A 25,617-nucleotide genomic window follows, 5' to 3' on the forward strand; every position below is an offset into this window, starting at 1 on the left:
CCGGTTGGCCAACTGCACACAAGGGATGTCCCCAGGCGAATTGCTTCTGAAAAGAGAGCTGCATGTGCAGATGTGCTGTGTTTTTCAGGCCTTTTTGGCCTAAAAAACGACGTTGCCCCAACATGGGGCGGTGGCCCTGAAACGACGCTTTAACGTGGCTTTAACGGCCATCTGGCCCCGATTAGACGGCCGTCAGCCACACCGTGTCGCCTCCGGCGCTGGAGGGCATGGGGCGTATGCCCAGCAAGGCGGCATGGCGTTTGAGCAGGTCTTCAAACTGCGCGGCATCGATCTGGCCGCCGTCTTGCAGGTAGTCGCTGGCCACCTGCGAGGTGGTGAAGCTGGTGCTGCCAAATTTCTGGACGATGTTGCGCAGCTTGTCGAGGTTGATGGGGGCGGTGTTCACGGTACGTTCTCCGGCAAGTGGCAAAAAGCGGTCTGCGTGCACGGCAGGCCATACAGCCAATGTGCATGAGGGCGGCAGGTGGCGCAAGAGGGACGGGCTAGGCCGAAACAGCAATGGTGCGCTGGCGCAAAAGAAGGCAGCCCCTCTTCACCTGGGCCTGCACCAACTGTGGCCAAAGTGCTGCAAACACCGCAAAAGTCCAAGGCTCGGGGCCGTGCAACTGCGGCCACGCCGGCACGGGCTGGCATCTGCCCGTATCATCGGGCGCTTTTTTCGCCGGCTTGCCCATTTTTGGGGCGCTTTCCCCATGCCACCACTTTCGCCCCTGGGCAGCCACATGCTGGCAGCCATCACCATTCCCTCCAGTGCTGCGGCACTGCGCCCCGTTGCACGCCTGCGCGTGGCGGTGGGATGGCCCTGCGCGGCGGTGTGACATGAAAGCACAGACCTGCTGCGGCAAGCCACGGATCTCTCTTCGCTGTAAAAAGGACGGACATTCACATGCAGGCTGCTGACGTACAGAAGACGGCCCAGTTGCAAAAAACGCTGGTGCTGTGGCAGGTCATCATCATCGGGCTGGCCTATATCCAGCCCATGACGCTGCTGGACACCTTCGGCATGGTGTCGCGCGACAGCCTGCAGCATGTGCCCACGTCCTATCTGATCGCCCTGGGCGCGGTGCTGCTGACCTCCATCAGCTACGGCCACATGATCCGCAAGTACCCGTCCTCGGGTTCGGCCTACACCTATGTGCAAAAGTCCCTCCACCCCAACGCGGGCTTTATGGTGGGCTGGTCCTCGCTGCTGGACTATTTGCTCTCGCCCATGGTCAACATCCTGCTGGCCAACATCTACCTGAGCGATATGTTCCCCGAGGTGAACCATTGGGTGTGGGTCATCGGCCTGTCGCTGATGATGGTGGTGGTGAACCTGCGCGGCGTGCGCTTTGTGGCCAATTTCAGCAGCCTGATCGTGGTGCTGCAGCTGCTGGTGATCGGCTTTTTCACCTATCTGATCTATACCAAGCTGGCGGCCGGCCAGAACGCCCTGGGTGATCTGGCCCAGCAATCCGGCAACCAGGGTCTGTGGAGTTTTTCGCCCTTCTGGAGCCCCGATGCCGACCTGGGCAAGCTCATCACCGGCGCCACGATTTTGTGCTTCTCCTTCACCGGCTTCGACTCCCTTAGCTCGCTGGCCGAGGAAACCAAGGACACCAAGCGCACCCTGCCGCGCGCCATCTTTTTGACGGCGCTGATCTCGGGCCTGATCTTTGTCTTTGCCACCTATTTCATGCAGCTGTACTTCCCGGGCGCGCCCACGCAGTACTTCAAGCTGGTGGACGAAACCCAGCCCGAAATCCTGATGCTGGTGGGCGGGGCCTTCTTCCAGTCGGTGGTGCTGAGCTTTGCCATCGTCACCGTGATGGCCTCGGGCATCTCTGCCCATGCCGGCGTCTCGCGCCTGATGTATGTGATGGGCCGCGACGGCGTGCTCCCCAAGAAGTTCTTTGGCCATATCCAGCCCAAGAGCCATACCCCTTCCTACAACATCTGGCTGGCGGGCCTGATCTGCCTGAGCGCAGGCTTTTTCAGCCTGGAATTCGTCGTGGCGCTGATCAGCTTTGGCGCGCTGACGGCCTTCAGCTTCGTCAATCTGTCGGTGATCTGCAGCTACGGTTTTCGCGATGGCCGCTTGAAGACGCCGCGTGACATCCTGCGCTTTTTCGTGCTGCCGCTGTTGGGCTTTGCCTCCATTGGCGCGCTGTGGCTGGAGGTGGAGGAAACCTCGCTCAAGGCCGGCGTGGTCTGGGCGGCGGTGGGCCTGGTCTATCTGGCCTGGCTGACCAAGGGCTTCAAGCGTTCGGCCCCGCAGCTGCACGAGGAAATTGAGTAAACACCTCCTGCCAGAAGCCCGCCCCGTGCGGGCTTTTTGCTGTCTGCGGTGGCGATCAAGGGTGCGAAAGCAAAGGTGCTATGCTGCGCTGCAACATTTCTGCACAGCCCTGCTGTCCCTGCATGCCTATCAGTGACTGGTCTTTTTTTGCGGTGATCGCCACCATCTTGCTCACGCCCGGCCCCACCAACACCTTGCTGGCGGCGGCGGGCATCCGCTCGGGCCTGCGCAGCTCGTGGCAGCTGATACCGGCCGAATGCCTTGGCTATCTGATAGCCACCACCATTTGGGGGGCGCTGCTGCAGGTGGTGGTGACCGAGTCTCCCTGGCTGGTGCAGCTCATCCAGCTGGCCAGCGGCCTGTACATCGGCAAGTTGGGCTGGGAGTTGTGGGTTTACGCCAGCCTGCAGCCGGGCAACAGCCAGGTGCCCGCCATTGGCAGGCGCCAGCTGCTGGTGGCCACCTTGCTCAACCCCAAGGCGGTGATTTTTGCGCTGGCGTTGTTCCCGGCTCAGACTTGGATGAGTGCCAGCAACTATGCCTGTGTCATGGGCGGCTTCTCCCTGCTGGTGGTGGGCATCGGCACGCTGTGGATTGCCTTCGGCGCCGTGCTTCTGGGCGGGCGCATCGCCTGGCTGCAACCCCGCCACTTCCAGCGCGTGGCCGCCGTGGTGCTGTGGGGGTTTGCTGCCTGGTTGCTGCTGAAAGCTGTGGGGGCTTGAAGTTGAGCACCCCCTGAGCGGCTGCGCCGCTTCCCCCTAAAGGGGGACGACAGCCTCGCTGCGGGGCGGCCCTTGCTCGCTGTCTCTGGCGAAAGGGGTCTCGGTAAGCAAAGGGGATATCACCACGTTGCCTGACTAGCGACCCTGGCTTATCCCTCACCACCAAGAGCACATTGCAGCCACTTCTCTCCACAGAGCAAGGGCGCATGCAAGCTGCGCAGCGCTTAAAACTGGCCTGGCCCAACATCAGGGCTGCCGTGCAAGGGCTGCCTTGTCCCCCCGGTCAGCGCTGGCAGCGTCCCCCTGCCCGCATCGCTTGCGATGCGAAGAGCGGGGGGAAGGCGCGTAGCGCCTCAGGGGGGTGTTACGGTCTTTCCCTCGACTGCGGCAAGCGCAGCTCCAGCGGCTCATAGCGCCGCAGCCGCAGCTGCTGGCCTGCCAGCAGGTCGGTGGGCATGCCCTCGATCTGGGCGCTGGCGGTCTTGAACAGCACCACCACCTCGGGGCCGCAGGCATGGGGGCTGATCCAACGGGCCGTGGCAAAGCGGTTGTTGCGGTCCACGCCCATGTCGTCGGGCTCCAGCGTAAAGCGTGCCAGCACCTGGCCCTGGCGGTCCTTGGCGATGGCCTGCACCCGCACGGCGCGGAAGCTGTGGGGGCCGGCATCAAAGATGAAGCTGGCCTCGCAGCGCTGGGAGCTGAGCCGCAAGGTGCCGTAATGCCAGGCATCCAGCACCGGGCCTGCGGCTTGCGCAGGCCAGCAGGCCAGCGCCAGCATGGCGGCGCAGGTGCTATGGAGGAAGGAGCGCAAGCTGCGCATGGGGTGTGCCTTAGGCGGTGGTTTTGCTCAAATGGCCCACGGGGCCTGCGCTCAGAATCTCGCGCAGCGGCTTGCGTGGCGTGGGGGTCTCGCGGGAGGCCAGGTCTTCGGGCAGGGTGGCGGCATCACCACGGCGGCCCACGGCGACCAGGGCCTGCACCTGCATATGGGCGGGCAGCTGCAGCACCTGGCGCGCCGCTTCGGCTTCGATGCCGGCCATGGCATGGCTGGCCAGGCCCATGGCATGGGCCTGCAGCGCCATGAATCCCCAGGCGCAACCGGTGTCAAAAGCGTGCATGCCGGCCGAGGTGTCCGACATCACCACGATCAGCGCGCCGGCGTTCAGGCACCAGCGGCGGTTGAATTCGTTGGGGATGGTGGAGAACGCGGCCCAGTGCGCATCGCCACGCAGCGCATAGGCAAAGTGCCAGGGCTGGATGTTGCTGGCCGAGGGGGCCCAGCGTGCGGCCTCCACCACCTGCTCGACCTGGGTGGTGGTCAAGGGCTCGGGCACAAAGGCGCGCGGCGAGCTGCGTTCCAGAAACTGTGGGGCGATGGGAGCGGTGGCAATGCGGGAAGTGGTCATGGCGTTGCGAAAAAGAATAAAAAAACCACGCCGGCCCGGTGGGGCCAGGCGCGGTCTGCCTGCATTGTGGCGTAAGAGCGTTTTTACGCCATGGCTTGCCGGTTTACTCGGCGCGCTGCGGGCGCTCGCTCATCACGCGCAGATGGCGCTCCATGCGGATAAAGACCACCACCATCACGACCAGCACCAGCAAGGACATCAGCATGCTCCAGAAGGCGGTCTCGGCGGCCTTGTTGTAGAGGTTGAGCAAGCTGGTGTCGCCGTCCTCGCTGCTGTCGCCACGCAGCACGCGCGCGGCCTGGTCAAAGGTAATGGTGTAGTTGGTCAGCACCATGCTCATCAGGCTGGAGGCGGCTTGCTGCTGCAGCTGGGGGGCCAGATCGGCATTGCCAAACACCTGCTGCAATGCGGCGGGCAGGCCTTGCACATAGGCCACATAGGCGCCGGCACCATGCTCGGATTCGGCCATTTGCGCGCGCTCGTGGATGGCGTAGGCTACTTCCAGCGGTTCGCTGAAGTAGCCGTTTTCCTCGTCGTCGCTGTCTTCGCTGCTCACATAGGCGGCACGGCCGTTTTCCTGCTCATCCTTGATCAGGCGCTGCACCAGCGCCGCATCGGGCATGTCCTTGCCCTGGAGCAGCACATTCAGCGGCGCCAGACCACGGCCACCGCTCTCGCTTTCCACGCGCTCGCGCTGGGCTGGGTTTTGGTTGATGAAGGCGCGGATGGCCTGGTCGGCCTGCTGGAAGCTGGGGCGCAGCAGCGGGTCGCTCAAACGCTTGGCCAGCGGGATTTGGCTGTTGCCCAGGTCGCGGCCGGTTTCTGCCACCACATAGGCCAGATCCAGCTTGGCGTCCTTCCAGTTCAACGCGGCAGGTTCGGACAGCGCCGAGCTGGCGGACTTGTTGCCGCGCACGCTGTCCCAGACCCACAGTGCCAGTGCCACCAACACCACCAGCGAAAACGCCAACAACACCACCCGCACCACCTGCACCAGCAGGTCCTCTATGCGTCGCAAAAACGTGAACATGGACTTCCCATCCCTCTGAAATATGAATTTGTGGAATGCGTTTGCTATAAAAAACAAAGCGCTATAAACGCGCGGATTCTATGTGTGCCGGCTTTTTGATGATGTTAAAAAAAGCATCTTTTCTGCGTGAGAGCGCTCACTTTGCGCAAGAGGTAGTGCTGGTATGGAGTCGATGGGCAGGCCAGGCAGAGTGGCGGGCAGATTGCACACACCCGCTGTGGCGAAATAGGCAACAGGCTCTAATGGGGTTTTCACGGATCGGAGCAATGCCCCCATGGCCAAGACATCGCTGGACAAATCGAAGATCAAGTTTTTGCTGCTGGAGGGCATTCATCCCTCTGCGCTGAAGGTGCTGCATGACGCGGGCTACACCAACGTGGAAGCGCTGTCTGGCGCGCTGGAGGGCGAGGAGCTGAAGGCGAAAATCGCCGACGCGCACTTTGTGGGCATTCGCTCGCGCACCCAGCTCACGGCCGAGGTGCTTGCTGCGGCCAACAAGCTGGTGGCCGTGGGGTGCTTCTGCATTGGCACCAACCAGGTCGATCTGGACGCCGCACGCGAGCGCGGTGTGGTGGTCTTCAATGCCCCGTTTTCCAATACCCGCTCGGTGGCCGAGCTGGTGCTGGGCCAGGCCATCTTGCTGCTGCGGGGCATTCCCGAGAAGAACGCCGTGGCCCACCGCGGTGGCTGGAAGAAGAGCGCCGAGAACTCCTTCGAGATCCGGGGCAAGACCCTGGGCATCGTGGGCTACGGCTCCATCGGTACCCAGCTGTCGGTGCTGGCCGAGGGCCTGGGCATGCAGGTCATCTTCCACGATGTGGTCACCAAGCTGCCGCTGGGCAATGCACGCCAGGTCGGCCTGAACGAGCTGCTGGGCCAGGCCGACATCGTCACCCTGCATGTGCCCGAGCTGGCCTCCACCCACGGCATGCTGGGTGCGGCCCAGATTGCGGCCATGAAGCCGGGCAGCATTTTGATCAATGCCTCGCGTGGCACCGTGGTCGACATCGATGCCCTGGCCGCTGCGCTGCAGGCGGGCCAGTTGCTGGGCGCGGCCATCGACGTGTTCCCGGTCGAGCCCAAGAGCAACAAGGACGTTTTCCAGTCGCCGCTGCGTGGCATGGACAACGTCATCCTCACGCCCCACATCGGTGGCTCCACCATGGAAGCCCAGGCCAATATCGGCCTGGAAGTGGCGGAAAAGCTGGTGCGCTACAGCGACAACGGCAGCACCATCTCGGCCGTGAACTTTCCCGAAGTGGCGCTGCCCGAGCACCCGGGCCACAACCGCATACTGCATGTGCACCAAAACCGCCCGGGCATGCTGCTGGCCATCAACCAGGTGTTTGCCGACAACGGTATCAACGTGGCCGGCCAGTACCTGCGCACCGATGAGAAAGTGGGTTATGTGGTGATCGATACCGATACGGCGTCTTCGGCGCTGGCGTTGGAAAAGCTCTCCCAAATCCCCGGCACCATCCGCTGCCGCGTGCTGTTTTGACCTTGGCCTGACGGCGGGGTGGGTGCCCTGTATGGCATGGAAGATGCCAGTCCGTTGGGTCAGGTAGAAGTGGCGGTGCTGGAAGGCACCCCACTCCAAGGACTGTGGAGGGCCATCGGAGGGCCATCGCCTGGTAGCGGGCGGGCCGTGCGACGAGCCCAATCCCGACAACCCGCCGCGCTGAGCGCGCAGAAAAAAAGCCTGCTGGCAATGCCAGCAGGCTTTTGAATGTGGTGCCCATGGGCAGGATTGAACTGCCGACCTCTCCCTTACCAAGGGAGTGCTCTACCACTGAGCCACATGGGCGAAGCCTTCGATTATAGCCCTGGATTCAGGATCGGGTGGGCACAGACCCTACTCCAATGTGCAGGCATTGCTGTGGCGCAGCTCGGTCAGCGTGCGCTGCTGGAATTGCAAGGGGCGCGGCGCGTTCCATGGCGCGGTGGCGGCCATGGCGGTGCCATAGCCTACGGCGCGGATGGCCGCCTCGGCCAGCAAGGCCGTGCTGTGCTCGGGCGGCTGCTGTGCCTGCAGCGGCGGCATCAGCGTTGGGTGCTGTGTGCGCAGCGCCGCATTGCCCCAGGCCAGAAAAGGCACTTCCAGGCTGCTGAGGCTGGGGCCATGGCGGTAGGTGTCACCGCAAGGCGGCACCGTCAGCCCATGGTCGCTGGTGTAGAGCAGCAGGGCAGGCTCGGTGCTGCTGCGCTCCAGCAACTGTGCCCATTGCGCCTGGTGTAGCGGATGGAGTTGTCATAGGCATCAGCCAGGTGGTAGCGCCCGCTGGGATAGCGTTTGGGCAGGTCGGGGTGGCTGCCATAGGTGTGGAGCACCACCAGCTTGCGGGGGGCAGTGTCTTGCAGCGCTTGCGCCAAAAAGGGCGTCAACACCTCGTCAAGCTCGCCGTTGCCCACCTTCTTGTAGACCTGTGCGGCCCGGCGCAATACCTGGGTGGAAAAATCTTCCTGCTGGTTGAGAAAGCGCGAATTGGTGAAGACAAAGACCTTGTAGCCCGCGTGCTGGGCCCAGTCTAAAAACGAGGGCGCGCGCTGCGTGATGCTGTCGTGGGCCGAAAGGCCGGTGAGCAGAAAAGGCAGTGCGGCCGAGGTTGTCAGGCCTTGGGCCAGCACGGGGGCGGCGGCAGTCCCAGGCAACCGCGCCAATGGTGCGTTGGTGTCGGCCTGGGCATAGCCCAGCAGCGACCAGCGCTGGGCCGTGGCGCTTTCTCCCAGCACGACCACCAGGGTGCGGGCCTGCGCGCCCTCCGGCGGCATATCGGGAAGTGCGGGCTGGTAGAACAGCGCATCCTGGATTTCGTTTTGGCGTTCAACGGCCTGGGCGATATGGATGGGATAGAGGCGGCGCAGTTTTTTCAGCGAGTCGCCGGCGTCCCAATGCCGGGCCAGGGCAAAGCCCAGAAACACCAGCCAGAACAGCAAAGCCGCCATGGCCGTGCGCCGTGCCAGTGCGGACTGTGCCAGCGCCGGGCCGTTGCGCCACAGATAGCGACCGACCACGGTGCACAGCAGCAGCCAGCCCAAGACCAGGGCACAGATCTGCCAGGACAGCGTGCTCAGGTACTCCAGGCTCTCCTGCAGGTCCGAGCGCGAGGAGGTGGCAATGAAATATTCGTCCACCAGATTGCCGAAATAGGCGCTGTGCAGCACATTCATCGCACCCAGCAGGCTCAGGACGAGCACGGCCGGCATCCGCACAAAGCGGAGCAGGGCCAGCGGCCAGAACAGCAATGCCGACAGCAGCAGGAACAGCAGGGGCAGATCGGTTTTCCCACTGAGCAGCGACGGGGTGAACAGCAGCAGCCAGGCGGAGAAGGTGAGCAAAGCCTGCTTGCGATCGGTCTTGTGATGGATATGGTTCTCTGGCGCGCGCATGGTGTGGCTGTACGTACCCGCTCCCCCCTCGGTTGCGGGCTGTTGTGTCGCTGGAAAAGCGGGCGAGCTTACTCCAAAGGTCCGCAGCACGGGCTGCCGGGATGCGGGCAGGGTGACGCCAATGTCCACAAGCCTGGTGCTCTCGCTGCAAGGCCTTGTCTGCGGGCGCGTCTTCTCAGAGCGTGTTCATGATCTCCTCGCGGCGCGCCAGTGTCTTTGCGGGATGGGATACAAGGCGCGATACCGCAGCAATAGCCGCGCTATTGCGAGGATTCGCAACGACGTAGACCGCCCGCAAAGGCACTGGCCCTTTGGGTTGGAGCGAAATCGGGCGATTTCTTCGCGCTGGGGCTTGCTTGCACACGCGTGCAAGCTGTGCCCCATCGGCTCGAACTCCTCCCGATTGCGCTTCAACGCGCCTGCGTAGAGATCGTGTTCACGCTCTAAAATTCGGGCAAACGCGCTCCACGCAGGCCACACAAGCTCCGGCAGCTCCTGTTTGGACCTTGCCCCATGCGCTTGCCGCTGCCGTGGCCGCAGTGCATGGCCGTGCACTGCGGCGCTTCTGATCTAACTGGCCGTGAGCCAGGCACAGGAGGTGTAGGCTCGACGCTTTCGAGGATGTGAAGCCTGTTCGCTCACCCACGTGCCTGCGCGGCGCGCCCTTGACCTTTCTTTTCGGCTTGCAGCTATGTCCCATCCACCATCTGTGCGTGAATTCACGCTGCGTGGCGTCCTTCTGGGCGCTCTCATCACCCTGGCCTTCACGGCGGCCAATGTCTATCTGGGCCTCAAGGTCGGCCTCACCTTTGCCTCGGCCATTCCGGCGGCGGTGATCTCCATGGCCTTGCTCTACCGTTTCAAGGACTCCAACATCCTGGAAAACAACCTGGTGCAGACCCAGGCCTCGGCCGCCGGCACGCTGTCGTCGGTGATTTTTGTGCTGCCCGGCCTGTTGATGCTGGGCCTGTGGACGGGGTTCCCGTTCTGGCAGACCGCGCTGATCTGCGCCGCCGGTGGCACGCTGGGCGTGCTCTACACCGTGCCGCTGCGCCGCGTGATGGTGGTGCAGTCCCCCCATCTGCCCTATCCCGAAGGCGTGGCCGCAGCCGAAGTGCTGCGCGTGGGCGAGGCCCAGCGCCAGCAGGCCAAGGGTGGGGCCGCCGGTGGCGGTCTGCGCGAGCTGGGCTGGGGCACGGGCCTGGCTGCACTGTTCGCGCTGTGCAGCAACGGGTTGCGTGTGCTGGGTGATGCCATCAATCTGTGGCTGCCCGTGGGGCAGACGGCGTTTCGCGTGGCGGCGGGCTTCTCGCCCGCTTTGCTGGCCGCGGGCTATCTGATGGGGGCTGCGGCCGGTATTGCCGTGCTGCTGGGCCTGGTGCTGGGCTGGGGTGTTGTGGTGCCCTGGCTCACCCTGCAGGCCACGCCGGCGGCGGGCCAGACCGTGACCGAGCTGGCCACCCAGCTGTGGGGTAGCAAGGCACGTTTTCTGGGGGCCGGTGTGATCGGCATCTCGGCACTGTGGACCGTGGGCACGCTGGCCCGCCCCATTCTGCAGGCCATGCGCCACCAGCCGGTGCGCCGTGGTGATGCGGCTGCCGACCCAGAGGGCGATACCGACCGCGACATGCCCCGCAGCTGGATGCTGGCCATTGGCGCCGTCGCGCTGGCCGTGCTGTTTGGCGTGGTGAATTACTTTGTGGCCCTGCACATGCCCGAGCTCTCGGGCGGTGCGCGCTACGCCCTGTCCGCGCTGTGCGTGGCCTTTGCAGCGGTGTTCGGTTTTCTGGTGGCAGCGGCCTGCGGCTATATGGCCGGCCTGGTGGGCTCTTCGGCCAGCCCCATCTCGGGTATTGGCATCATCGCCACCATTTTGATGGGGCTGTCGCTGCTGGCGCTGCATGCATGGGTGCCGGCTTTTGCGGACAGCGTCACCGGCAAGCTGGGCGTGGCCCTGGTGCTGTTCATGGTGGCGTCCGTGCTGGCCATGGCCGCCATCTCCAACGACAACCTGCAAGACCTCAAGACCGGCTACCTGGTGGGGGCCACGCCCTGGCGCCAGCAAGTGGTGCTGATCATCGGCTGCGTAGTGGGGGCGCTGGTGATTCCGCCGGTGCTGGAGCTGCTCTACAACGCCTATGGCTTTGCCGGCGCCCTGCCACGCGAGGGCATGGACCCCAACCAGGCGCTGGCCGCTCCGCAGGCCACGCTGATGACGCAGATTGCCAATGGCATCTTCCACGGCGATCTGGACTGGACCATGCTGGGCCTGGGCGTGCTGGTGGGCGTCGCCGCAATTGCCACCGACATGGCCTTGCGCAAAAGCGGCCGGGGCGCCCTGCCGCCGCTGGCCATGGGCCTGGGCATTTACCTGCCGCCCACCATTGGCATGACGCTGTTCCTGGGCGCCATGCTGGGCCGCCTGATCCAGCGCAGCATCCGTCGCTACGGCGAACGCAAGGGCAAGGACTGGATGGCCGCTGCCGAAGAACGCGGCCTGCTGCTGGCCTCGGGCCTGATCGTGGGCGAAAGCCTGATGGGCCTGCTGCTGGCCGCGCTGATCGGTTTCAGCGGCAGCGATGCGCCGCTGGCCCTGGTGGGCGGTGATTTCGCGCCCGCCATGTGGCTGGGTCTGCTGGCGTTTGCTGCGCTGTGTGCCTATTTCTATCGCCGGGTGCTGCAGCGATGAAGACGGGCGACTTTGCCGTCGGTGCGCCCTGGCGCGCCTTGGACAGCTTCAGCCACCGCTGGCTTGAAGGTGCGGACAGCCTGGATGCCGTGCTGGCCACGTTGGAGTCCCTGCGCGCCGCCGAGCCCGGCATGGGCTTTCTGTGCACGCTGGACGACGTGGCCCAGTGCCGCTACACCAGCGGCCATGCGCGCCAGGATGACCGCCTGTACCTGGCGTACGACGATGCGCCGGACGAAGCCACCGAAGACCGGTTGCAGCTGGAGCACACCATGCGCCAGCTGCAACACCCCGAATGGGCGCAGGACTGGGCTGCCGTTTGCGGCAGCCTGTTGGTGCTGGAAGAGGATGTGCTGGCCCTGCTGGCGGCCAACCGTGCGCCGCAACGGTTGCTGGACGAGGTGGTCTACATCCAGCGCCTGCCTGTGCCGCGCGACGACCTGTTGCTGGCCGGCATGCCCAATGGCTACTTCAGCGCAGATTGGGATGTGTTCCAGAACCACGCCGTGCTGCACCATCTGACCATGCAGCATGGCTACCGCTTCTTCGGCATCGGCGCGAGCTGGCTGGGCCTGGTGCGCGCCACACCACCGGATGCCGAACAGGCTCGCGCTCTGGTGCAGGACCTGCGCCAGCTCTACGGCCAGGGCCGTGATGCGGTGCTGCAGCACCCGGGCTGGGACGCGTTGGTCGCGGTGCTGCAGGCCCGGCGCACCCTGCTGCTGGGCTACACCGAAGGCATGGCTGAATCATTGGGCTGCAGTGCCGCAGCGTGATGCTGCTGCGTTATCAGGAGCATCTGGTGCAGTCAGGTAAATCTTTTCAGTCTGATTTGGCTTGATTGGATACTTGTCTCAGTCACTGTTGTGAAGTGATGTTCCGAAGCCGGGGCGAGACCCGGCCTCGGAACGTCATATCCGCGCAGCAACGCAATTCGGGGTGAAGCTTCATCTGAGACATGTGGGAAATCAAGCCGAATAGCCAATTAACGCTGATGCAGAGGGCATAGATAGCTATCAAAAAAAAAGCTGCCGTGCGTGTGCACTGGCAGCTTTTTCTTTATCGGAGCGCTCGCAGACTCCCAGTCAAATCCCCGTCGGCGTGGCCCACGCCAGGACTCCGCGCAAGGGCCGCCTCGCAGCGCTGGTGTCGTTCCCCTCCGGTGCGAAGCGGCAGAGGAGGCGTTATTTCAAACCCAATCGCTTGGCCAGCTTGTGCAGATTGCTGGCGTCCAGTCCCAGGGCGCGGGCGGCGGCGGCCCAGTTGTGCTGGTGCTGCGCCAGGGACTGTTGAATGACATGGCGCTGGCAGGTGGCCATGGCCTCTTGCAGCGAAGTCTGGGCGGCAAACGGGGGCAGGGGCGGGAGGGCTGCCGCTTCTGTGGGGGCGCTGCCTGCTGCCGGCGCGGCGGAAGGTGGCAGGGCCTGGGCGTCCAGGTCCAGCATATCGGCCTGCAGTGTGACGATATCGTGGGCTTGTGCGCCACGGCTGATGGCCTTGAGTGCGGCACGGCTGATGACATGTTCCAGCTCGCGCACATTGCCCGGCCAGGGGTAGTGGCGCAGCGCCGCTTCGGAGGCCGGAGACAGGCGCAGGCTGCGCAGACCCAGGCGGGCGCGGTTGCGCTCCAGAAAATGGCCGGCCAGCTGCAGCACATCGCCCTCGCGCTCGCGCAGCGGGGGAATGGGGATGGGGTAGACCGAGAGCCGGTGGTAGAGGTCGGCGCGAAAGGCACCCTCGCGCACCAGGTCGCGCAGCTGGCGGTTGGTGGCGGCAATCACGCGCACGTTGACGCGCCGGGGCCGGTCGGCCCCCAGGCGCTGGATTTCGCCGTTTTGCAGCGTGCGCAGCAGCTTGGCCTGGATGGACAGTGGCAGCTCGCCCACTTCGTCTAGGAACAGCGTGCCGCCTTCGGCGGCCTCGAAGCGCCCGGGCCGGTCGCTCACCGCACCGGAGAAGGCGCCCTTGATATGGCCGAACAGCTCGCTTTCGGCCAGCGACTCGGGCAGGGCCGCACAGTTCACATGCACCAGCGGCTTGTCGGCGCGGCGCGAGCGCTGGTGCAGGCGCAGCGCAAACAGCTCCTTGCCCACACCGGTCTCGCCCAGCAGCAGCGCGGGCAGTTCGGAATCGGCCACCACCTCCAGCTCGTGCAGCAGGTGCACGATGGCCCGGCTCTGGCCAATGATGCCGCCTTCCTCGCGCAGCCCCATCGCAGAGGAGGCGGGCGCGGCCCAGCGTGTGCTGCGCAGGGCGCGGATCTCGGCCTCCATGCGGGTGATGCGCACAGCCGCCTCGATCACGCAGGCCAGCTGGGCCAGGTGGGCCTGTGCCTGGGCATCGAAGCGGCCGATGTCCAGCGCATCCAGCGTCACCACGCCCCAGCGTTTGCCCTCCACATCCAGCGCCAGGCCCATGCAGTCATGCACCGGCAGCGGCTCGCCGGCATGGCCGTCGATGAGGCCGTCATAGGGGTCGGGCAGGTTGCTGTCGTGGTGAAAACAGGTCACGCCGCGCCCCGCCAGGATGGCGGCCAGCCGGGGGTGGTCCTGCACGGCAAAGCGCCGGCCCAGTGCGTCGCTGGACAGGCCATCCACCGCCTGCGGGCGCAGCTGCTGCGCCTCCAACCGCAGCAAGGCCACGGCACCGCAGCCGAAATGCGCACGCAAGGCATTCACCAAGCGCTGCAGCCGCACGGCGGCCGGCAAGTCGGCCACCAGATCGGCCAGCAGCAGCGTTTGCACGGTGTCGATGGTCATATTTACCCTGAATGGTGTTTTCTACCCTTGAATGCTAAGGGTGAAAAGCACCCTTGTTTTTCCAAGTTGCTGATTTAAAACAAGTTTTGTGCTGGCACGGCTTTCGCAACAAGGGGGGTGCCCACCCGGGCATTGCGCTCACAAGAAAGCCTCGTATGAAACGCATCCATCCTCTTGCTCCGTTGGCCGCTGCGCTGTGCGCGCTGGCCCTGTCCCCCGCTGCCCTGGCGCAGCATGCCGGCCACAGCGCTGCTGCGACTGCGACCCAGGCGCCCGCCGCCAAGCTCGTGCGCCTGGAGCTGCACACCAACATCGTCGACGGCAAAATGGTCTATGTCGACGCCAAGGGCCGCGTCAACCCCGACATCCAGGCCCAGGTGGGCGACACCGTGGAGATCACGCTCAGCAGCGGAGAGGGCGCCGAGCATGATTTCGTGGTGGACGAGCTGAAAGTCGCTTCGCCCAAGTTCAATGCCGAAACCGGGCCGCAGCGCCTGCGCTTTCAGCTCACGCAGCCGGGCGAGTTCAACTACTACTGCTCCATTCCCGGCCACCGCCAGATCGGCATGCAGGGCCTGATCAAGGTCACCGGCCAGGCCAGTGCGGCAGCCCCTGCGGCACCTGCTGCTCCCGATCCGGCGCTGGCCCTGTACACGCCAGCGCCCGTGCCGCAGCGCAGCGCCGACCCCACCGCGGTCAGTGTGGTGGCCGACCCGGCCAAGGTGCCTCCCGCCATAGGCCCGCGTGCGCCCCAGGTGCAAAAGCTGCGCATGGAAACCGTGGAGCTGGCCGGCAAGCTGGACGACGGCACCAGCTTCACCTACTGGACCTTTGACCGCCAGGTGCCCGGCCCCATGCTGCGCGCCCGTGTGGGCGACACCATCGAGCTGACGTTGGCCAATGACAAGAGCAGCAAGGCCATTCACTCCATCGACCTGCATGCCGTCACCGGCGGCCATGGCGGTGGTGAACACACTCAGGTGGCGCCCGGCCAGGAAAAAACCATCACCTTCAAGGCGCTGAATTCGGGCCTGTTCGTCTACCACTGCGCCACGCCCTTGGTGCCCCAGCACATTGCCGCCGGCATGTACGGAATGATTCTGATCGAGCCCGAGGAAGGCCTGAGCAAGGTGGACCGCGAGTACTACGTCATGCAGGCGGATATGTACACCCACCGCCCCATAGGCGCCAAGGTCCACCAGGAGCCCGACCTGGACAAGATGGCCAACGAGCTGCCCGACTACTACGTCTTCAACGGCGCCGTCGGTGCGCTGACCAAGACCCACAAGCTCCAGGCCAAGGTGGGCGAGACGGTGCGCATCTACTTCGGCGTGGGTGGGCCCAACAAGGTCTCGTCCTTCCACGTCATCGGCGAGATCTTCGACAAGGTCTACAGCGAGGCTGCGCTCAACACCGTCAAGACCAATGTGCAGACCACCCTGGTCGCTCCCGGCGGCGCCACCATCGTCGAGCTCAAGGTCCAGCACCCCGGCAGCTATCTGCTGGTGGACCACGCGCTGTCGCGCACCGGCAAGGGCGCCGTGGGTGTGCTGGAGGTCACGGGCGAAGGAGAGCCCGGCGTCTACAAGCCCAGCAAGCTTTAACCATCCACCCCCTCTTTGAGACTTGTACAGGAGCGTCCCATGACCTTGATGGACCAATCCCTGGGCCAGCTGGCCCGCAGCATTCCCGGTGCCACCGGCATCTTCAACCGCTACCAGTTCGATTTTTGCTGCGCCGGCAACCGCAGCTTGCGCACGGCCGCCGCTGCGGCCGGTGTGAATGGCGAGTCGATTGCCGCCGAACTGCAAACCCTGCGCGAGCGCGGCGAGCCGCTGCAAGGCCCGGACTGGAGCCAGGCCAGCGACACCGCACTGGTGGACCATATCCTGGCCCGCTACCACGCCGTGCACCGCGAGCAGCTGCCCGAGCTGATCCGCCTGGCCCGCCGCGTGGAGCAGGTGCATGGCGACCGTGAAGACTGCCCCGTCGGCCTGGCCGACCACCTGGCGGCCATGGCCCAGGAGCTGGAAAGCCATATGAAGAAGGAGGAGGCGGTGCTCTTCCCGCTGATAGCGCGCGGCCAGGGCGCCCTGGGCGGCATGCCCATCCATGTGATGCGCGGCGAGCATGAGGAGCATGGCGAATCGCTGCGCCGGCTTCTGGCGCTGACCGACCAGATCACGCCCCCACGCGGCGCCTGCACCACCTGGCGCGTGCTGTACAGCGGGCTGCAGGCCTTTCATGACGACCTGATCGCCCACATCCACCTGGAAAACAACCTGCTGTTCGAGCGCTTTGCGCCAGCGAAAGTCCATTAACCCCCTGAGTCGCTGCGCGCCTTCCTCCTGAAAGGGGGACGGCGGCCTTTGCTGCGGGGCGGCCCTTGCTGGCCGTTCCCGGTGGGGGGCCGTGGGCATAGAGCGCAGCACGACGCCCCATTTTTTTAAGGAGTACGCCCCATGGGACCGTACAAAAAGCATTGGTTTGCGCTGATAGGCCTGTGCATCGTCATGTTCTCGCTGCTGGGTTATCTGGGCGTGGACATTTACCGCAGCGCCCCGCCCATTCCCACCCAGGTGGTGAATGGGCAGGGCAAGACCCTGTTCACCCAGGATGACATCCTCGACGGCCAGACCGCCTGGCAGTCTGTGGGTGGCATGCAGCTGGGTTCCGTCTGGGGCCATGGCGCCTACCAGGCACCGGACTGGACGGCCGACTGGCTGCACCGCGAGCTGATGGCCTGGCTGGAGCTGGGCGCACAGCAGCGCCATGGCCAGCCCTATGCCCAGCTGAACCGGGTGGACCAGGCCGCGCTGCGCGCCGCGCTGCAGGCTGAATACCGTGGCAACCAGGTGGATGGCGCCAACCGCCTGCAGCTGAGCGAGCGCCGCATCCAGGCCGTGGCCCAGACCGCGGCGTACTACGACAGCCTGTTCTCGGCCGACCCGGCGTTGCGTTCCAGCCGCGAGAGCTTTGCCATGAAAGAAGACACGCTGCCCAGCGCCGAGCGCCGTCAGCAGCTCACGCATTTCTTCTTCTGGACGGCCTGGGCCGCCGCCACCGAGCGCCCTGGCAGCCAGGTCACCTACACCAACAACTGGCCGCACGAGCCCTTGATTGACAACCGCCCCAGCAGCGAGAACGTGGTCTGGTCGATTGTCAGCGTGGTGGTGTTGCTGGCCGGCGTGGGCTTTCTGGTCTGGGGCTGGTCCTTTCTGCGCCGCCATGACGAGCCAGAGCCCCCCGCGCCCGAGCGCGATCCGCTCACGCGCTTTGCCCTCACCGCTTCGCAGCAGGCTCTGGGCAAATACCTGTTTCTGGTGGTGGCGCTGTTTTGCTTTCAGGTCTTTATCGGCGGCTTTACCGCCCACTACACGGTGGAGGGCCAGCAGTTCTATGGCGTCGATGTGTCGCAGTGGTTCCCCTATGCGCTGACCCGCACCTGGCATATCCAGAGCGCGCTGTTCTGGATCGCCACCGGCTTTCTGGCCCTGGGCCTGTTTCTGGCGCCCATCATCAACGGCGGCAAGGACCCCCGCTTTCAAAAGCTGGGCGTAGATGTGCTGTTCTGGGCCCTGGTCTTTGTCTGCGTGGGCTCGTTTGTAGGCAACTACCTGGCGATCGCGCACAAGTTGCCGCCCGAGTGGAGCTTCTGGCTGGGCCACCAGGGCTATGAGTATGTGGACCTGGGCCGCATCTGGCAGATTCTGAAATGGGTGGGCATCTTGCTGTGGCTGGTGCTGATGCTGCGCGGCGTGCTGCCGGCCCTGTTGGCACGCAGCAATGCGGCGCAAAAGGAAGACAAAAACCTGCTGGCCCTGCTCACCGCCTCGGTGGGTGCCATCGGCCTGTTCTACGGCGCCGGCCTGTTCTATGGCGAGCGCACCAGCCTGTCGGTGATGGAGTACTGGCGCTGGTGGGTGGTGCACCTGTGGGTGGAGGGCTTCTTTGAAGTCTTTGCCACTACGGCCCTGGCCTTTATCTTCTCCAGCATGGGCCTGGTCTCGCGCCGCATGGCCACCTCGGCCAGTCTGGCCTCGGCCTCGCTGTTCCTGCTGGGTGGCATTCCCGGCACCTTTCACCACCTCTACTTTGCCGGCACCACCACCCCGGTGATGGCCGTGGGCGCAGCCTTTAGCGCGCTGGAAGTGGTGCCGCTGATTGTGCTGGGCCACGAGGCCTGGGAGCATGCCCGCCTCAAGACCCGCGCGCCGTGGATGGCCCAGCTGCAATGGCCGCTGGCCTGCTTTGTGGCCGTGGCCTTCTGGAACATGCTGGGCGCCGGCGTGTTCGGTTTCATGATCAACCCGCCGATCTCGCTCTACTACATCCAGGGCCTGAACACCACGCCGGTGCACGCCCACGCGGCCCTGTTCGGTGTCTATGGCTTCCTGGCCCTGGGCTTCACCCTGCTGGTGCTGCACTATGTGCGCCCGCAGCTGGTGTTCAGCCAACGCTTGATGCAGACCGGCTTCTGGGGCTTGAACATCGGCCTGGTGTTGATGATTGCCACCAGCCTGCTGCCCATTGGCATCATCCAGTTCTATGCCAGCGTCAGCGAAGGCATGTGGTGGGCCCGCAGCGAGGAGTTTATGCAGCAGCCGCTGCTGCAACAGCTGCGCTGGGTGCGCACCTTTGGCGACGTGGTCTTCATCGTCGGTGCGATGGCGCTGAGCTGGCAGGTGGTGATTGGCCTGTTGAGCCCGGCCGCTCGCAAGCCGCAGACGGCGGTGGCGGCCAAGCCGGCACGCGCCTAAACCCTGCCCGTCCTGGCCGTTGGGCCAGAACGGCCACATCCCAAGGCCACGGCATATGCCGTGGCTTTTTTGCGTGGGGCTCAGGTGGGCGATATGCAGCCAAAACGGCGTTTTATGCAGGCTGCATATGCGTAGACAGCTTCTGTTTGGGTAGTGGAGGCCGGTCAGTGCGGGGCGGTGTCTACCGCCTGCGGCAGCCCTGTGGCGGACTCATCCCCCCGCGCCAGCGCATCGGCCACGCCGTTTTTGTGGCGCGGTATCCATTGCACCTTCACCGCCGCAAACAGCGGCAGCAGGGCGCGGGCCTGTTCGTAAATGGGGTGCAGCCGGGCAATGGGCCTGGGCTGGGCCTGGCTCAGTTGCTCGGCCAGGATGCTGCTGTCGGTATAGAGTAGCACCTGCTGCGCCTGTTGGCTGTGCAGCCACTGCAGCGCATGGATGGCGGCCTTGGCCTCGGCCTCGTTGTTGCAACCGGTATGGGGCAGGGCCAGGCTGAATTTGTGCTCGGCACCATCAGGCCCATGGGCCACGCCGCCTATGCGCATGCGGCCGGGGTTGGGGAAGGCGCTGCCGTCGATGTAGACGGTCCAGAGGGGGGATTGCATGGGGGGGAGCTTAACCATGGCGGGTGGGGTGTGTGGCTCGCCGCTGAAAAAAGCTTTTCAGCATGATGGCCTCATTTCTTGCAGCCCAGGCTGGTGTTCTATGACTCCCTCGCCCGCTGGCGGGAGAGGGTTGGGGTGAGGGTGGCGGTTCAGCGCTTGTTTTGAAAAATTCTTTTCTCTGGGCTGTGTTGGATGTTGTTGTGGATTTGTTTTCCGAGGCCGGGTCTCGCCCCGGCGGGCGACTTCATTTTCTTGAACGCTCAAGAAAACGGAAGCAAAAGAAACCGCCCCTGCTGCCCATGTCCCTGGGCTTCGCTGCGGGCAAGCTCGGTGCTCGATCCCAGGGCGGCGCCGCAGAACTCGTTGCGCGGCATGGCCGCTGCGCTCACACATGCTGCGGCAAGCTTGACCACGAAGCAGCTGTGTCTTGCGGCACAGCTGCCCGCCCTGGGCTCTGCGCGCCGAGCCATAGGCAGAAGGGGAAAGCGGGGACCGGATACCTGCCTTGCGAGCGCTGTGCGCCGGACCCAGGCCGGTATTGCACCTTCCCCTGTCGGGGGAAGGTTGGGATGGGGGCTCACCGCGAAGGTGCTACCTGCTGCTTCGTCACTCCGCCCGCCGGGGCGAGACCCGGCCTCGGAACAACGCCTCTTCACAGTGTTTATTCAGAGGAAAGCGGCCTCTAACGCATACCCCAGCAGCAAAGACTGCTCACTTTTTTTGAGAGCTGTACGCAGAAACAAGCTCAACGCACTTGCCGCGCCGCAAAGTGCACGCCCGGCTGCACATAGCTCTCCTGCGCCTGCACCAGCTGCAGCTCAGACTGGCCTGCATCATGGGTGCGCTGCAGCAGCTCAAACATGCTGGCCGTGGTGCGCTCCAGCGCGGTCTTGGCGGAACCCGCCGCGCCAAAGTGTTGGCTGTAGTGGGCGGTGAACAGGGCCGCCGTCACATCGCCCGAGCCGTTGACCTTGCCGGGAAAGCGGGGCGTGCTCACCAGCCAGGCGCCGGTGGCGTCCACCGCCAGCATGGCGATGGTGTCGGCGGGCGCATCGGGCTGGAAGACGCTGGTCACCAGCACGGCGCGTGGGCCCATGGCCATCACGGCGTCCACCGCCGCCAAGGTGCTGGGCAGATCGCTGACCTCCATGCCCGTCAGATAGCCCAGCTCAAACTGATTCGGCGTCACCAAGTCGGCCGCAGGCACCACGCGCTCGCGCAGCAGCTGGGGAATAGCGGGGTTCACAAAACAGCCGGATTTGGCATTGCCCATCACCGGGTCGCAGGTGTAGGTGGCTTGGGGGTTGAGCGCCTTCACGCGGGCCACGGTGGCCAGAATGGCATCGGCGATATCGGCGCCGCCCTGGTAGCCGCTGAGCACCACATCCACCTGCGCCAGCGCGCCGCGCTTTTCCATGCCATCTACGATGGCGATGACCTCGCTGGCCGGAATGGCCGAGCCGCCCCATTGCCCGTAACCCGTGTGGTTGGAGAAGTTGACGGTGTACACAGGCCACACCTCATGCCCCAGGCGCTGCAGCGGAAACACCGCGGCGGCATTGCCGACATGGCCGTAAGAGACATGGGATTGGATGGAGAGGATGTTCATGGCGTGCGCAATGCCTGGGCTGGGAGGCCGCTCTGTGGGGCCTGGGAGATGCGTTGGAGCATGGCTCCAACAGGGTTTGCAAGCTTAGTATAAAAGCGAGGATCCCTCTGGTCTTTGAAAATGCATATTAAGTGTGTTGCTCTCGTGCATCCAGTAGCCGATTTCCCCTTTATTTATTCTGACCGTGCGCTTGCTTGTTTTTTAAAAGAAGCGTGGATCTATATTATTGAATCTTGCTATCGTCTTTTGCTATTAATATTGGTTCAATTCTTAATTTTTCAGAATTTGGAAGCTTTGAATATATATCTGATTCAGGAAATGATATCTGCAGATTCTGGATAGAGTCTTTGGTTTTTTTCTTTTCCAAATGAGAAATGGCAAAATCTAATATTTTTTGCTTGCTTTCTTTGTCGATAATTCCATCGAAACCAATTAGCTTATTGCCAAATATTGCAACATATGTACCAATGAACCAAAATACTTCACTGGGTACATTGGTTTTTATATCATTGTAAATTGCCCAAATGTCACCGGGGGATTTGAATTGTGCTTTGACAAATGAAGGCGTGGACTCATTTTGCTTGCGATTTAGCAACTTTTGGCAGAATTCATCGATTCCGTCTATAAGCTCGAATAATTGGATGATGTCTTTTGTTTTTATATTCGATTGGGCTTTTATCTTTAAAGAAGTATGTACCTTAGATCCTTTAACAAAGAATGGGAAGAGCGTATGGTAAAGAGATTCATGATATTTGGTGATGTTAAATAGGCTTTGATTGCACTTCAAGCCGACTTGTAAATCATATGGAATCTCATTTCTTTTGATTGTTGTTCCCCATTCAACTTTGCGCCGAAGGCCTAAAAGATATTTTTTTGCTTCAAATCCACTTCCATCAAGAAAGGGATCGCTTTTTACTATTCCAATGGCAATTTCTTTTTTGCCGATTGTAATAACCCAGTCATTTATTTTTATCTTATCAATGAAACGATAAACTTGGTTTTGTCGGCTAGTTTTTGCAGAATAAGGCAGGTGCAAAGAAATAATATTTAGAGTATTTTCTGATATCTGATCACTAGTAATTTCGAGATCATCAATATGAGAGAGGGCAACAAAACCACTCTTAATAAAATTATTGAAATAAAATCCACCGTCAGCACGAATTACCCAATAATTTTTCTTTGGATCGACAATAGGGATCATCAGTTCTCCGAAAATGAATAAACCCGCCTTGATGGGCGGGTTTATTGTAGTGGGTAACAAGTGGTTACGCCAACTTCGCCTTCAACACTTCATTCACCTGCCCAGGATTTGCTTTTCCCTTGGAAGCCTTCATCACCTGGCCGACTAGGGCGTTAAATGCCTTGTCCTTGCCCGCGCGGTATTGCTCCACGTTGCCGGGGTTGGCGGCGATGACCTCGTCGATGATCTTTTCCAGCGCGCCGGTGTCGTTCATTTGCTTCAGGCCCTTGGCCTCGATGACGGCGTCGACGTCGGAGCCCTCTCCGGTCCACAGCGCCTCAAACACGGTGCGGGCAGCGTTGTTGGAGATGGTGCCGTCAGAGATGCGGGCAATCATGGCGGCCAGCTGTTGGCTGGACACCTTGACCGCCTCCATGCCGATTTCTTCGGTGTTCAGGCGGCGGGAGATTTCGCCCATCACCCAGTTGCTGGCCAGCTTGGGCTGGCCGCAGGCCTTGGCTGCGTCTTCAAAGTAGGCGGCCATGGCTTGACTTTGGGTCAGCGTGGTGGCGTCGTACGCGGGCAGGGCGTACTGCTCCACAAAGCGGGCGGCCATGGCGCGGGGCAGCTCGGGCATGTCGGCCTTGACGCGCTCCACCCACTCCGGGGCCACGACCAGGGGCGGCAGGTCGGGGTCGGGGAAGTAGCGGTAGTCGGCCGCGTCTTCCTTGGTGCGCATGGCGCGGGTTTCGCCGGTGTCGGGGTTGAACAGCACCGTGGCCTGCTGGATCTTGTGGCCGTCTTCAATCTGCTCGATTTGCCAGAGGATTTCGTAATCGATGGCGATCTGCATGTTGCGGAACGAGTTCAGGTTCTTGATCTCGCGGCGTGTGCCCAGCGGCTGGCCGGGCTTGCGCACGGAGACGTTGGCGTCGCAGCGGAAAGAGCCTTCCTGCATATTGCCGTCGCAGATGCCGATCCAGGTGACGATCTTGTGCAGCTCCTTGGCGTAGGCCACGGCCTCGGCGGTGGAGCGCATATCGGGCTCGGTGACGATTTCCAGCAGCGGCGTGCCGGCGCGGTTCAGGTCGATGCCGGACTGGCCGATGAACTCGTCGTGCACGGACTTGCCGGCGTCTTCCTCCAGGTGGGCGCGCACCAGGCGCACGGTCTTGAGGATGTTCTCTTTGCCTTCTTCCAGATAGAAGCTGACTTCACCGCCTTGCACCACGGGGATCTCGAACTGCGAGATTTGGTAGCCCTTGGGCAGGTCGGGGTAGAAGTAGTTTTTGCGGGCAAAAATGCTGCGCGGCGCGATGGTGGAGCCCAGCGACAAGCCGAGCTTGATGGCGCATTCCACGGCCGTCTTGTTCATCACCGGCAGGGTGCCGGGCAGGGCCAGGTCCACGGCGCTGGCCTGGGTGTTGGGCTCGGCGCCAAAGGCGGTGCTGGCGCGGCTGAAGATCTTGCTGTTGGTGGCCAGCTGGGCGTGGGTCTCAAAGCCGATGACGACCTCGTAGCCATTGATCAGTTTCACAGTCATGTTCTGTGTTTCCTCACTGCTATTGTTTGATGAGCTGTCTGTGCATGAGTGCTGCGGTTTTCAATAGGTTTTGTCATTGAAAGTGGCGCTTCTCATGCACAGCCAGCTCTTGTTTTTTAGATGCCTGTAGGGCGCTGCAGGTGGAAGTCGGTGGCCTGCTGGAAGCGGTGTGCGGCGTTCAGCAAACGGCTTTCGGCAAAGTAGTTGCCGATCAGCTGCAGGCCCACGGGCATGCCGGCATCGCCAAAGCCTGCGGGCAGCGAGAGGCCGGGCAGGCCGGCCAGCGATGCGGGCAGGGTGAAGATGTCGGCCAGGTAGTTGCTCACCGGGTCGGCCTTGCCACCGATGGCCCAGGCCGTGGTGGGGGCTGCGGGGCCGGCGATGACGTCGCAGTCCTTGAAGGCGGCCTGGAAGTCGTCGGCAATCATGCGGCGGATTTTTTGCGCCTGCAGGTAGTAGGCGTCGTAATAGCCTTCGCTCAGCACATAGGCGCCCATCATGATGCGGCGCTTGACCTCGTCGCCAAAGCCTTGGGCGCGGGTCTGCTTGTACATATCGTTGAGGTCGGCAAAGTCCTTGGCGCGGTGGCCGAACTTGACGCCGTCAAAACGCGAGAGATTGGACGAGGCTTCGGCCGGTGCCAGGATGTAGTAGACGGGCACGGACAGCTCGGTGCGCGGCAGCGTGACGGGCACTAATTTTGCCCCCAGCTTTTCGTATTCCTTGAGCGCGGCGTCCACGGCGGTGCGCACATCGGCGGAGAGGCCTTCGCCAAAGAATTCGGCGGGCACGCCAATGCGCAGGCCTTCAATCGAATCATTCAGCTTGGCGCTGAAGTCTTCGGCCGGCATATCCAGGCTGGTGGAGTCGCGGTCCAGATCGGGGCCGCACATCTCACTCAGCAAGAGCGCGCAGTCTTCGGCAGAGCGGGCCATGGGGCCGGCCTGGTCCAGGCTGGAGGCGAAGGCGATCATGCCGTAGCGGCTGGCGCGGCCGTAGGTGGGCTTGATGCCGGTGATGCCGCAAAACGATGCGGGCTGGCGAATGGAGCCACCGGTGTCGGTGCCGGTCACGGCCGGGGCCAAGCGCGCGGCGACGGCGGCGGCCGAGCCACCGGAGGAGCCTCCGGGCACATGGTCCAGGTTCCAGGGGTTGCGTACGGGCTGGGCCGTGTCAAAGCCCACGGGGGCGATGGCCGAGTTCTCGTTGGCGCCGCCCATGGCGAATTCGTCACAATTCAGCTTGCCCAGGGTGACCATGCCGGCCCCACCTTCGGAGCCCCCCAGCTTGGCAACCACGGTGGCGTCAAAAGGCGACTGGTAGCCCTCCAGCATCTTGCTGGCGGCGGTGGTGGGGAAGTCGCGGGTGACGAAGATGTCCTTGTGTGCAATGGGCACGCCGGCCAGCTTGCCGCCCTTGCCAGCGGCGATCAGGGCGTCGGCGGCCTTGGCCTGGGCCAGGGTCACGTCTTCGTTGATGGAGACAAAGGCGCCCAGGTTCTGGTGCTGCTTGGCGCGGGCCAAAAAGTGCTGTGCGGCCTCGGTGGCGGAGACTTGCTGGGTGCGCAGTTGCGCGGCCAGTTCGGCCACGCCGAGGTGGTGCAGTTCGGTGTTGCTCATGGTTCT

The 25,617-nt window shown here is 63.3% G+C and carries 21 protein-coding genes and 1 tRNA gene; 9 read left to right on the forward strand and 13 right to left on the reverse strand.

Features of this window, described 5'->3' with window-relative positions:
- Window positions 1-181: 181 nt before the first annotated feature.
- Window positions 182-406, reverse strand: a complete 225-nt coding sequence (locus ACA027_RS01335; RefSeq protein WP_370680624.1) for a hypothetical protein — start codon at window positions 404-406, stop codon at window positions 182-184.
- 307 nt (window positions 407-713) lie between these two features.
- Here ACA027_RS01335 and ACA027_RS01340 point away from each other — a divergent pair, with 307 nt between their 5' ends.
- The 3 genes from ACA027_RS01340 (at window position 714) to ACA027_RS01350 (ending at window position 3,021) form a co-directional block, all read left to right on the forward strand.
- The gene (locus ACA027_RS01340) at window positions 714-839 is read left to right on the forward strand and encodes a hypothetical protein (protein WP_370680625.1); all 126 of its coding nucleotides are present in this window, start codon (window positions 714-716) and stop codon (window positions 837-839) included.
- A gap of 68 nt (window positions 840-907) precedes the next feature.
- Window positions 908-2,299, forward strand: coding sequence for an APC family permease (locus tag ACA027_RS01345; RefSeq protein WP_370680626.1), 1,392 nt, complete (start codon window positions 908-910; stop codon window positions 2,297-2,299).
- Window positions 2,300-2,421: 122 nt separating this feature from the next.
- On the forward strand, window positions 2,422-3,021 hold the full coding sequence (locus tag ACA027_RS01350; protein ID WP_370680627.1) for a LysE family translocator: 600 nt from the start codon (window positions 2,422-2,424) through the stop codon (window positions 3,019-3,021).
- A gap of 364 nt (window positions 3,022-3,385) precedes the next feature.
- Here ACA027_RS01350 and ACA027_RS01355 read toward each other — a convergent pair whose 3' ends face one another.
- The 3 genes from ACA027_RS01355 to ACA027_RS01365 form a co-directional block, all read right to left on the reverse strand.
- Window positions 3,386-3,841 carry an IrmA family protein gene (locus ACA027_RS01355; protein WP_370680628.1) on the reverse strand — a complete coding sequence of 152 codons (456 nt, stop codon included), beginning with the start codon at window positions 3,839-3,841 and terminating at the stop codon, window positions 3,386-3,388.
- 10 nt (window positions 3,842-3,851) lie between these two features.
- Window positions 3,852-4,427, reverse strand: coding sequence for a nitroreductase family protein (locus ACA027_RS01360; RefSeq protein ID WP_370680629.1), 576 nt, complete (start codon window positions 4,425-4,427; stop codon window positions 3,852-3,854).
- A gap of 103 nt (window positions 4,428-4,530) precedes the next feature.
- Window positions 4,531-5,457, reverse strand: a complete 927-nt coding sequence (locus ACA027_RS01365) for a hypothetical protein (protein ID WP_370680630.1) — start codon at window positions 5,455-5,457, stop codon at window positions 4,531-4,533.
- A 274-nt stretch (window positions 5,458-5,731) separates the two neighbouring features.
- Between ACA027_RS01365 and serA the strand changes: the two genes are divergently transcribed.
- Window positions 5,732-6,958, forward strand: coding sequence for a phosphoglycerate dehydrogenase (serA, locus tag ACA027_RS01370; protein ID WP_370680631.1), 1,227 nt, complete (start codon window positions 5,732-5,734; stop codon window positions 6,956-6,958).
- 231 nt (window positions 6,959-7,189) lie between these two features.
- Here serA and ACA027_RS01375 read toward each other — a convergent pair.
- The 3 genes from ACA027_RS01375 to ACA027_RS01385 all read right to left on the reverse strand — a co-directional run bounded on the left by ACA027_RS01375 (window position 7,190) and on the right by ACA027_RS01385 (window position 8,847).
- Window positions 7,190-7,264: transfer RNA gene (locus ACA027_RS01375), tRNA-Thr, on the reverse strand.
- A gap of 48 nt (window positions 7,265-7,312) precedes the next feature.
- Window positions 7,313-7,672, reverse strand: a complete 360-nt coding sequence (locus ACA027_RS01380) for a hypothetical protein (protein ID WP_370680632.1) — start codon at window positions 7,670-7,672, stop codon at window positions 7,313-7,315.
- The gene (locus tag ACA027_RS01385) at window positions 7,612-8,847 is read right to left on the reverse strand and encodes a sulfatase-like hydrolase/transferase (RefSeq protein WP_370680633.1); all 1,236 of its coding nucleotides are present in this window, start codon (window positions 8,845-8,847) and stop codon (window positions 7,612-7,614) included. Before ACA027_RS01385 ends, ACA027_RS01380 begins: the two co-directional genes overlap by 61 nt.
- Before the next feature lie 691 nt (window positions 8,848-9,538).
- Here ACA027_RS01385 and ACA027_RS01390 point away from each other — a divergent pair.
- Both ACA027_RS01390 and ACA027_RS01395 read left to right on the forward strand, forming a co-directional pair.
- Window positions 9,539-11,536 (forward strand): OPT family oligopeptide transporter, encoded by a 1,998-nt coding sequence (locus ACA027_RS01390; protein WP_370680634.1) that lies wholly within the window; start codon window positions 9,539-9,541, stop codon window positions 11,534-11,536.
- A complete protein-coding gene (locus tag ACA027_RS01395; RefSeq protein ID WP_370680635.1) occupies window positions 11,533-12,312 on the forward strand; it encodes a hypothetical protein in 780 nt (259 codons plus the stop codon). Before ACA027_RS01390 ends, ACA027_RS01395 begins: the two co-directional genes overlap by 4 nt.
- A gap of 408 nt (window positions 12,313-12,720) precedes the next feature.
- On the opposite strand, the gene norR is transcribed toward ACA027_RS01395, so the two are convergent.
- Window positions 12,721-14,295, reverse strand: coding sequence for a nitric oxide reductase transcriptional regulator NorR (norR, locus tag ACA027_RS01400; protein WP_370680637.1), 1,575 nt, complete (start codon window positions 14,293-14,295; stop codon window positions 12,721-12,723).
- A 155-nt stretch (window positions 14,296-14,450) separates the two neighbouring features.
- Here norR and nirK point away from each other — a divergent pair, with 155 nt between their 5' ends.
- The 3 genes from nirK to ACA027_RS01415 all read left to right on the forward strand — a co-directional run bounded on the left by nirK (window position 14,451) and on the right by ACA027_RS01415 (window position 19,055).
- Window positions 14,451-15,899: a copper-containing nitrite reductase gene (gene nirK / locus ACA027_RS01405; protein WP_370680638.1), complete on the forward strand. Its 1,449-nt coding sequence runs from the start codon at window positions 14,451-14,453 to the stop codon at window positions 15,897-15,899.
- A 39-nt stretch (window positions 15,900-15,938) separates the two neighbouring features.
- Complete coding sequence (gene ytfE / locus ACA027_RS01410) at window positions 15,939-16,616, forward strand: iron-sulfur cluster repair protein YtfE (RefSeq protein WP_370680639.1); 678 nt, start codon at window positions 15,939-15,941, stop codon at window positions 16,614-16,616.
- A gap of 141 nt (window positions 16,617-16,757) precedes the next feature.
- Window positions 16,758-19,055, forward strand: coding sequence for a nitric-oxide reductase large subunit (locus ACA027_RS01415; protein ID WP_370680640.1), 2,298 nt, complete (start codon window positions 16,758-16,760; stop codon window positions 19,053-19,055).
- 164 nt (window positions 19,056-19,219) lie between these two features.
- Here ACA027_RS01415 and ACA027_RS01420 read toward each other — a convergent pair whose 3' ends face one another.
- The 5 genes from ACA027_RS01420 to gatA form a co-directional block, all read right to left on the reverse strand.
- Window positions 19,220-19,660 (reverse strand): ribonuclease HI family protein, encoded by a 441-nt coding sequence (locus ACA027_RS01420; protein ID WP_370680641.1) that lies wholly within the window; start codon window positions 19,658-19,660, stop codon window positions 19,220-19,222.
- A gap of 745 nt (window positions 19,661-20,405) precedes the next feature.
- Window positions 20,406-21,269, reverse strand: coding sequence for a pyridoxal kinase PdxY (gene pdxY / locus ACA027_RS01425; protein ID WP_370680642.1), 864 nt, complete (start codon window positions 21,267-21,269; stop codon window positions 20,406-20,408).
- A 223-nt stretch (window positions 21,270-21,492) separates the two neighbouring features.
- Complete coding sequence (locus ACA027_RS01430; protein WP_370680643.1) at window positions 21,493-22,470, reverse strand: hypothetical protein; 978 nt, start codon at window positions 22,468-22,470, stop codon at window positions 21,493-21,495.
- A 64-nt stretch (window positions 22,471-22,534) separates the two neighbouring features.
- Window positions 22,535-23,992 (reverse strand): Asp-tRNA(Asn)/Glu-tRNA(Gln) amidotransferase subunit GatB, encoded by a 1,458-nt coding sequence (gene gatB / locus ACA027_RS01435; protein WP_370680644.1) that lies wholly within the window; start codon window positions 23,990-23,992, stop codon window positions 22,535-22,537.
- A gap of 116 nt (window positions 23,993-24,108) precedes the next feature.
- Complete coding sequence (gatA, locus tag ACA027_RS01440) at window positions 24,109-25,611, reverse strand: Asp-tRNA(Asn)/Glu-tRNA(Gln) amidotransferase subunit GatA (protein WP_370680645.1); 1,503 nt, start codon at window positions 25,609-25,611, stop codon at window positions 24,109-24,111.
- Between the last annotated feature and the right edge of the window lie 6 nt (window positions 25,612-25,617).

Origin of the sequence: Comamonas sp. GB3 AK4-5, assembly GCF_041320665.1 — a bacterium.
Taxonomy (GTDB): domain Bacteria; phylum Pseudomonadota; class Gammaproteobacteria; order Burkholderiales; family Burkholderiaceae_C; genus Comamonas.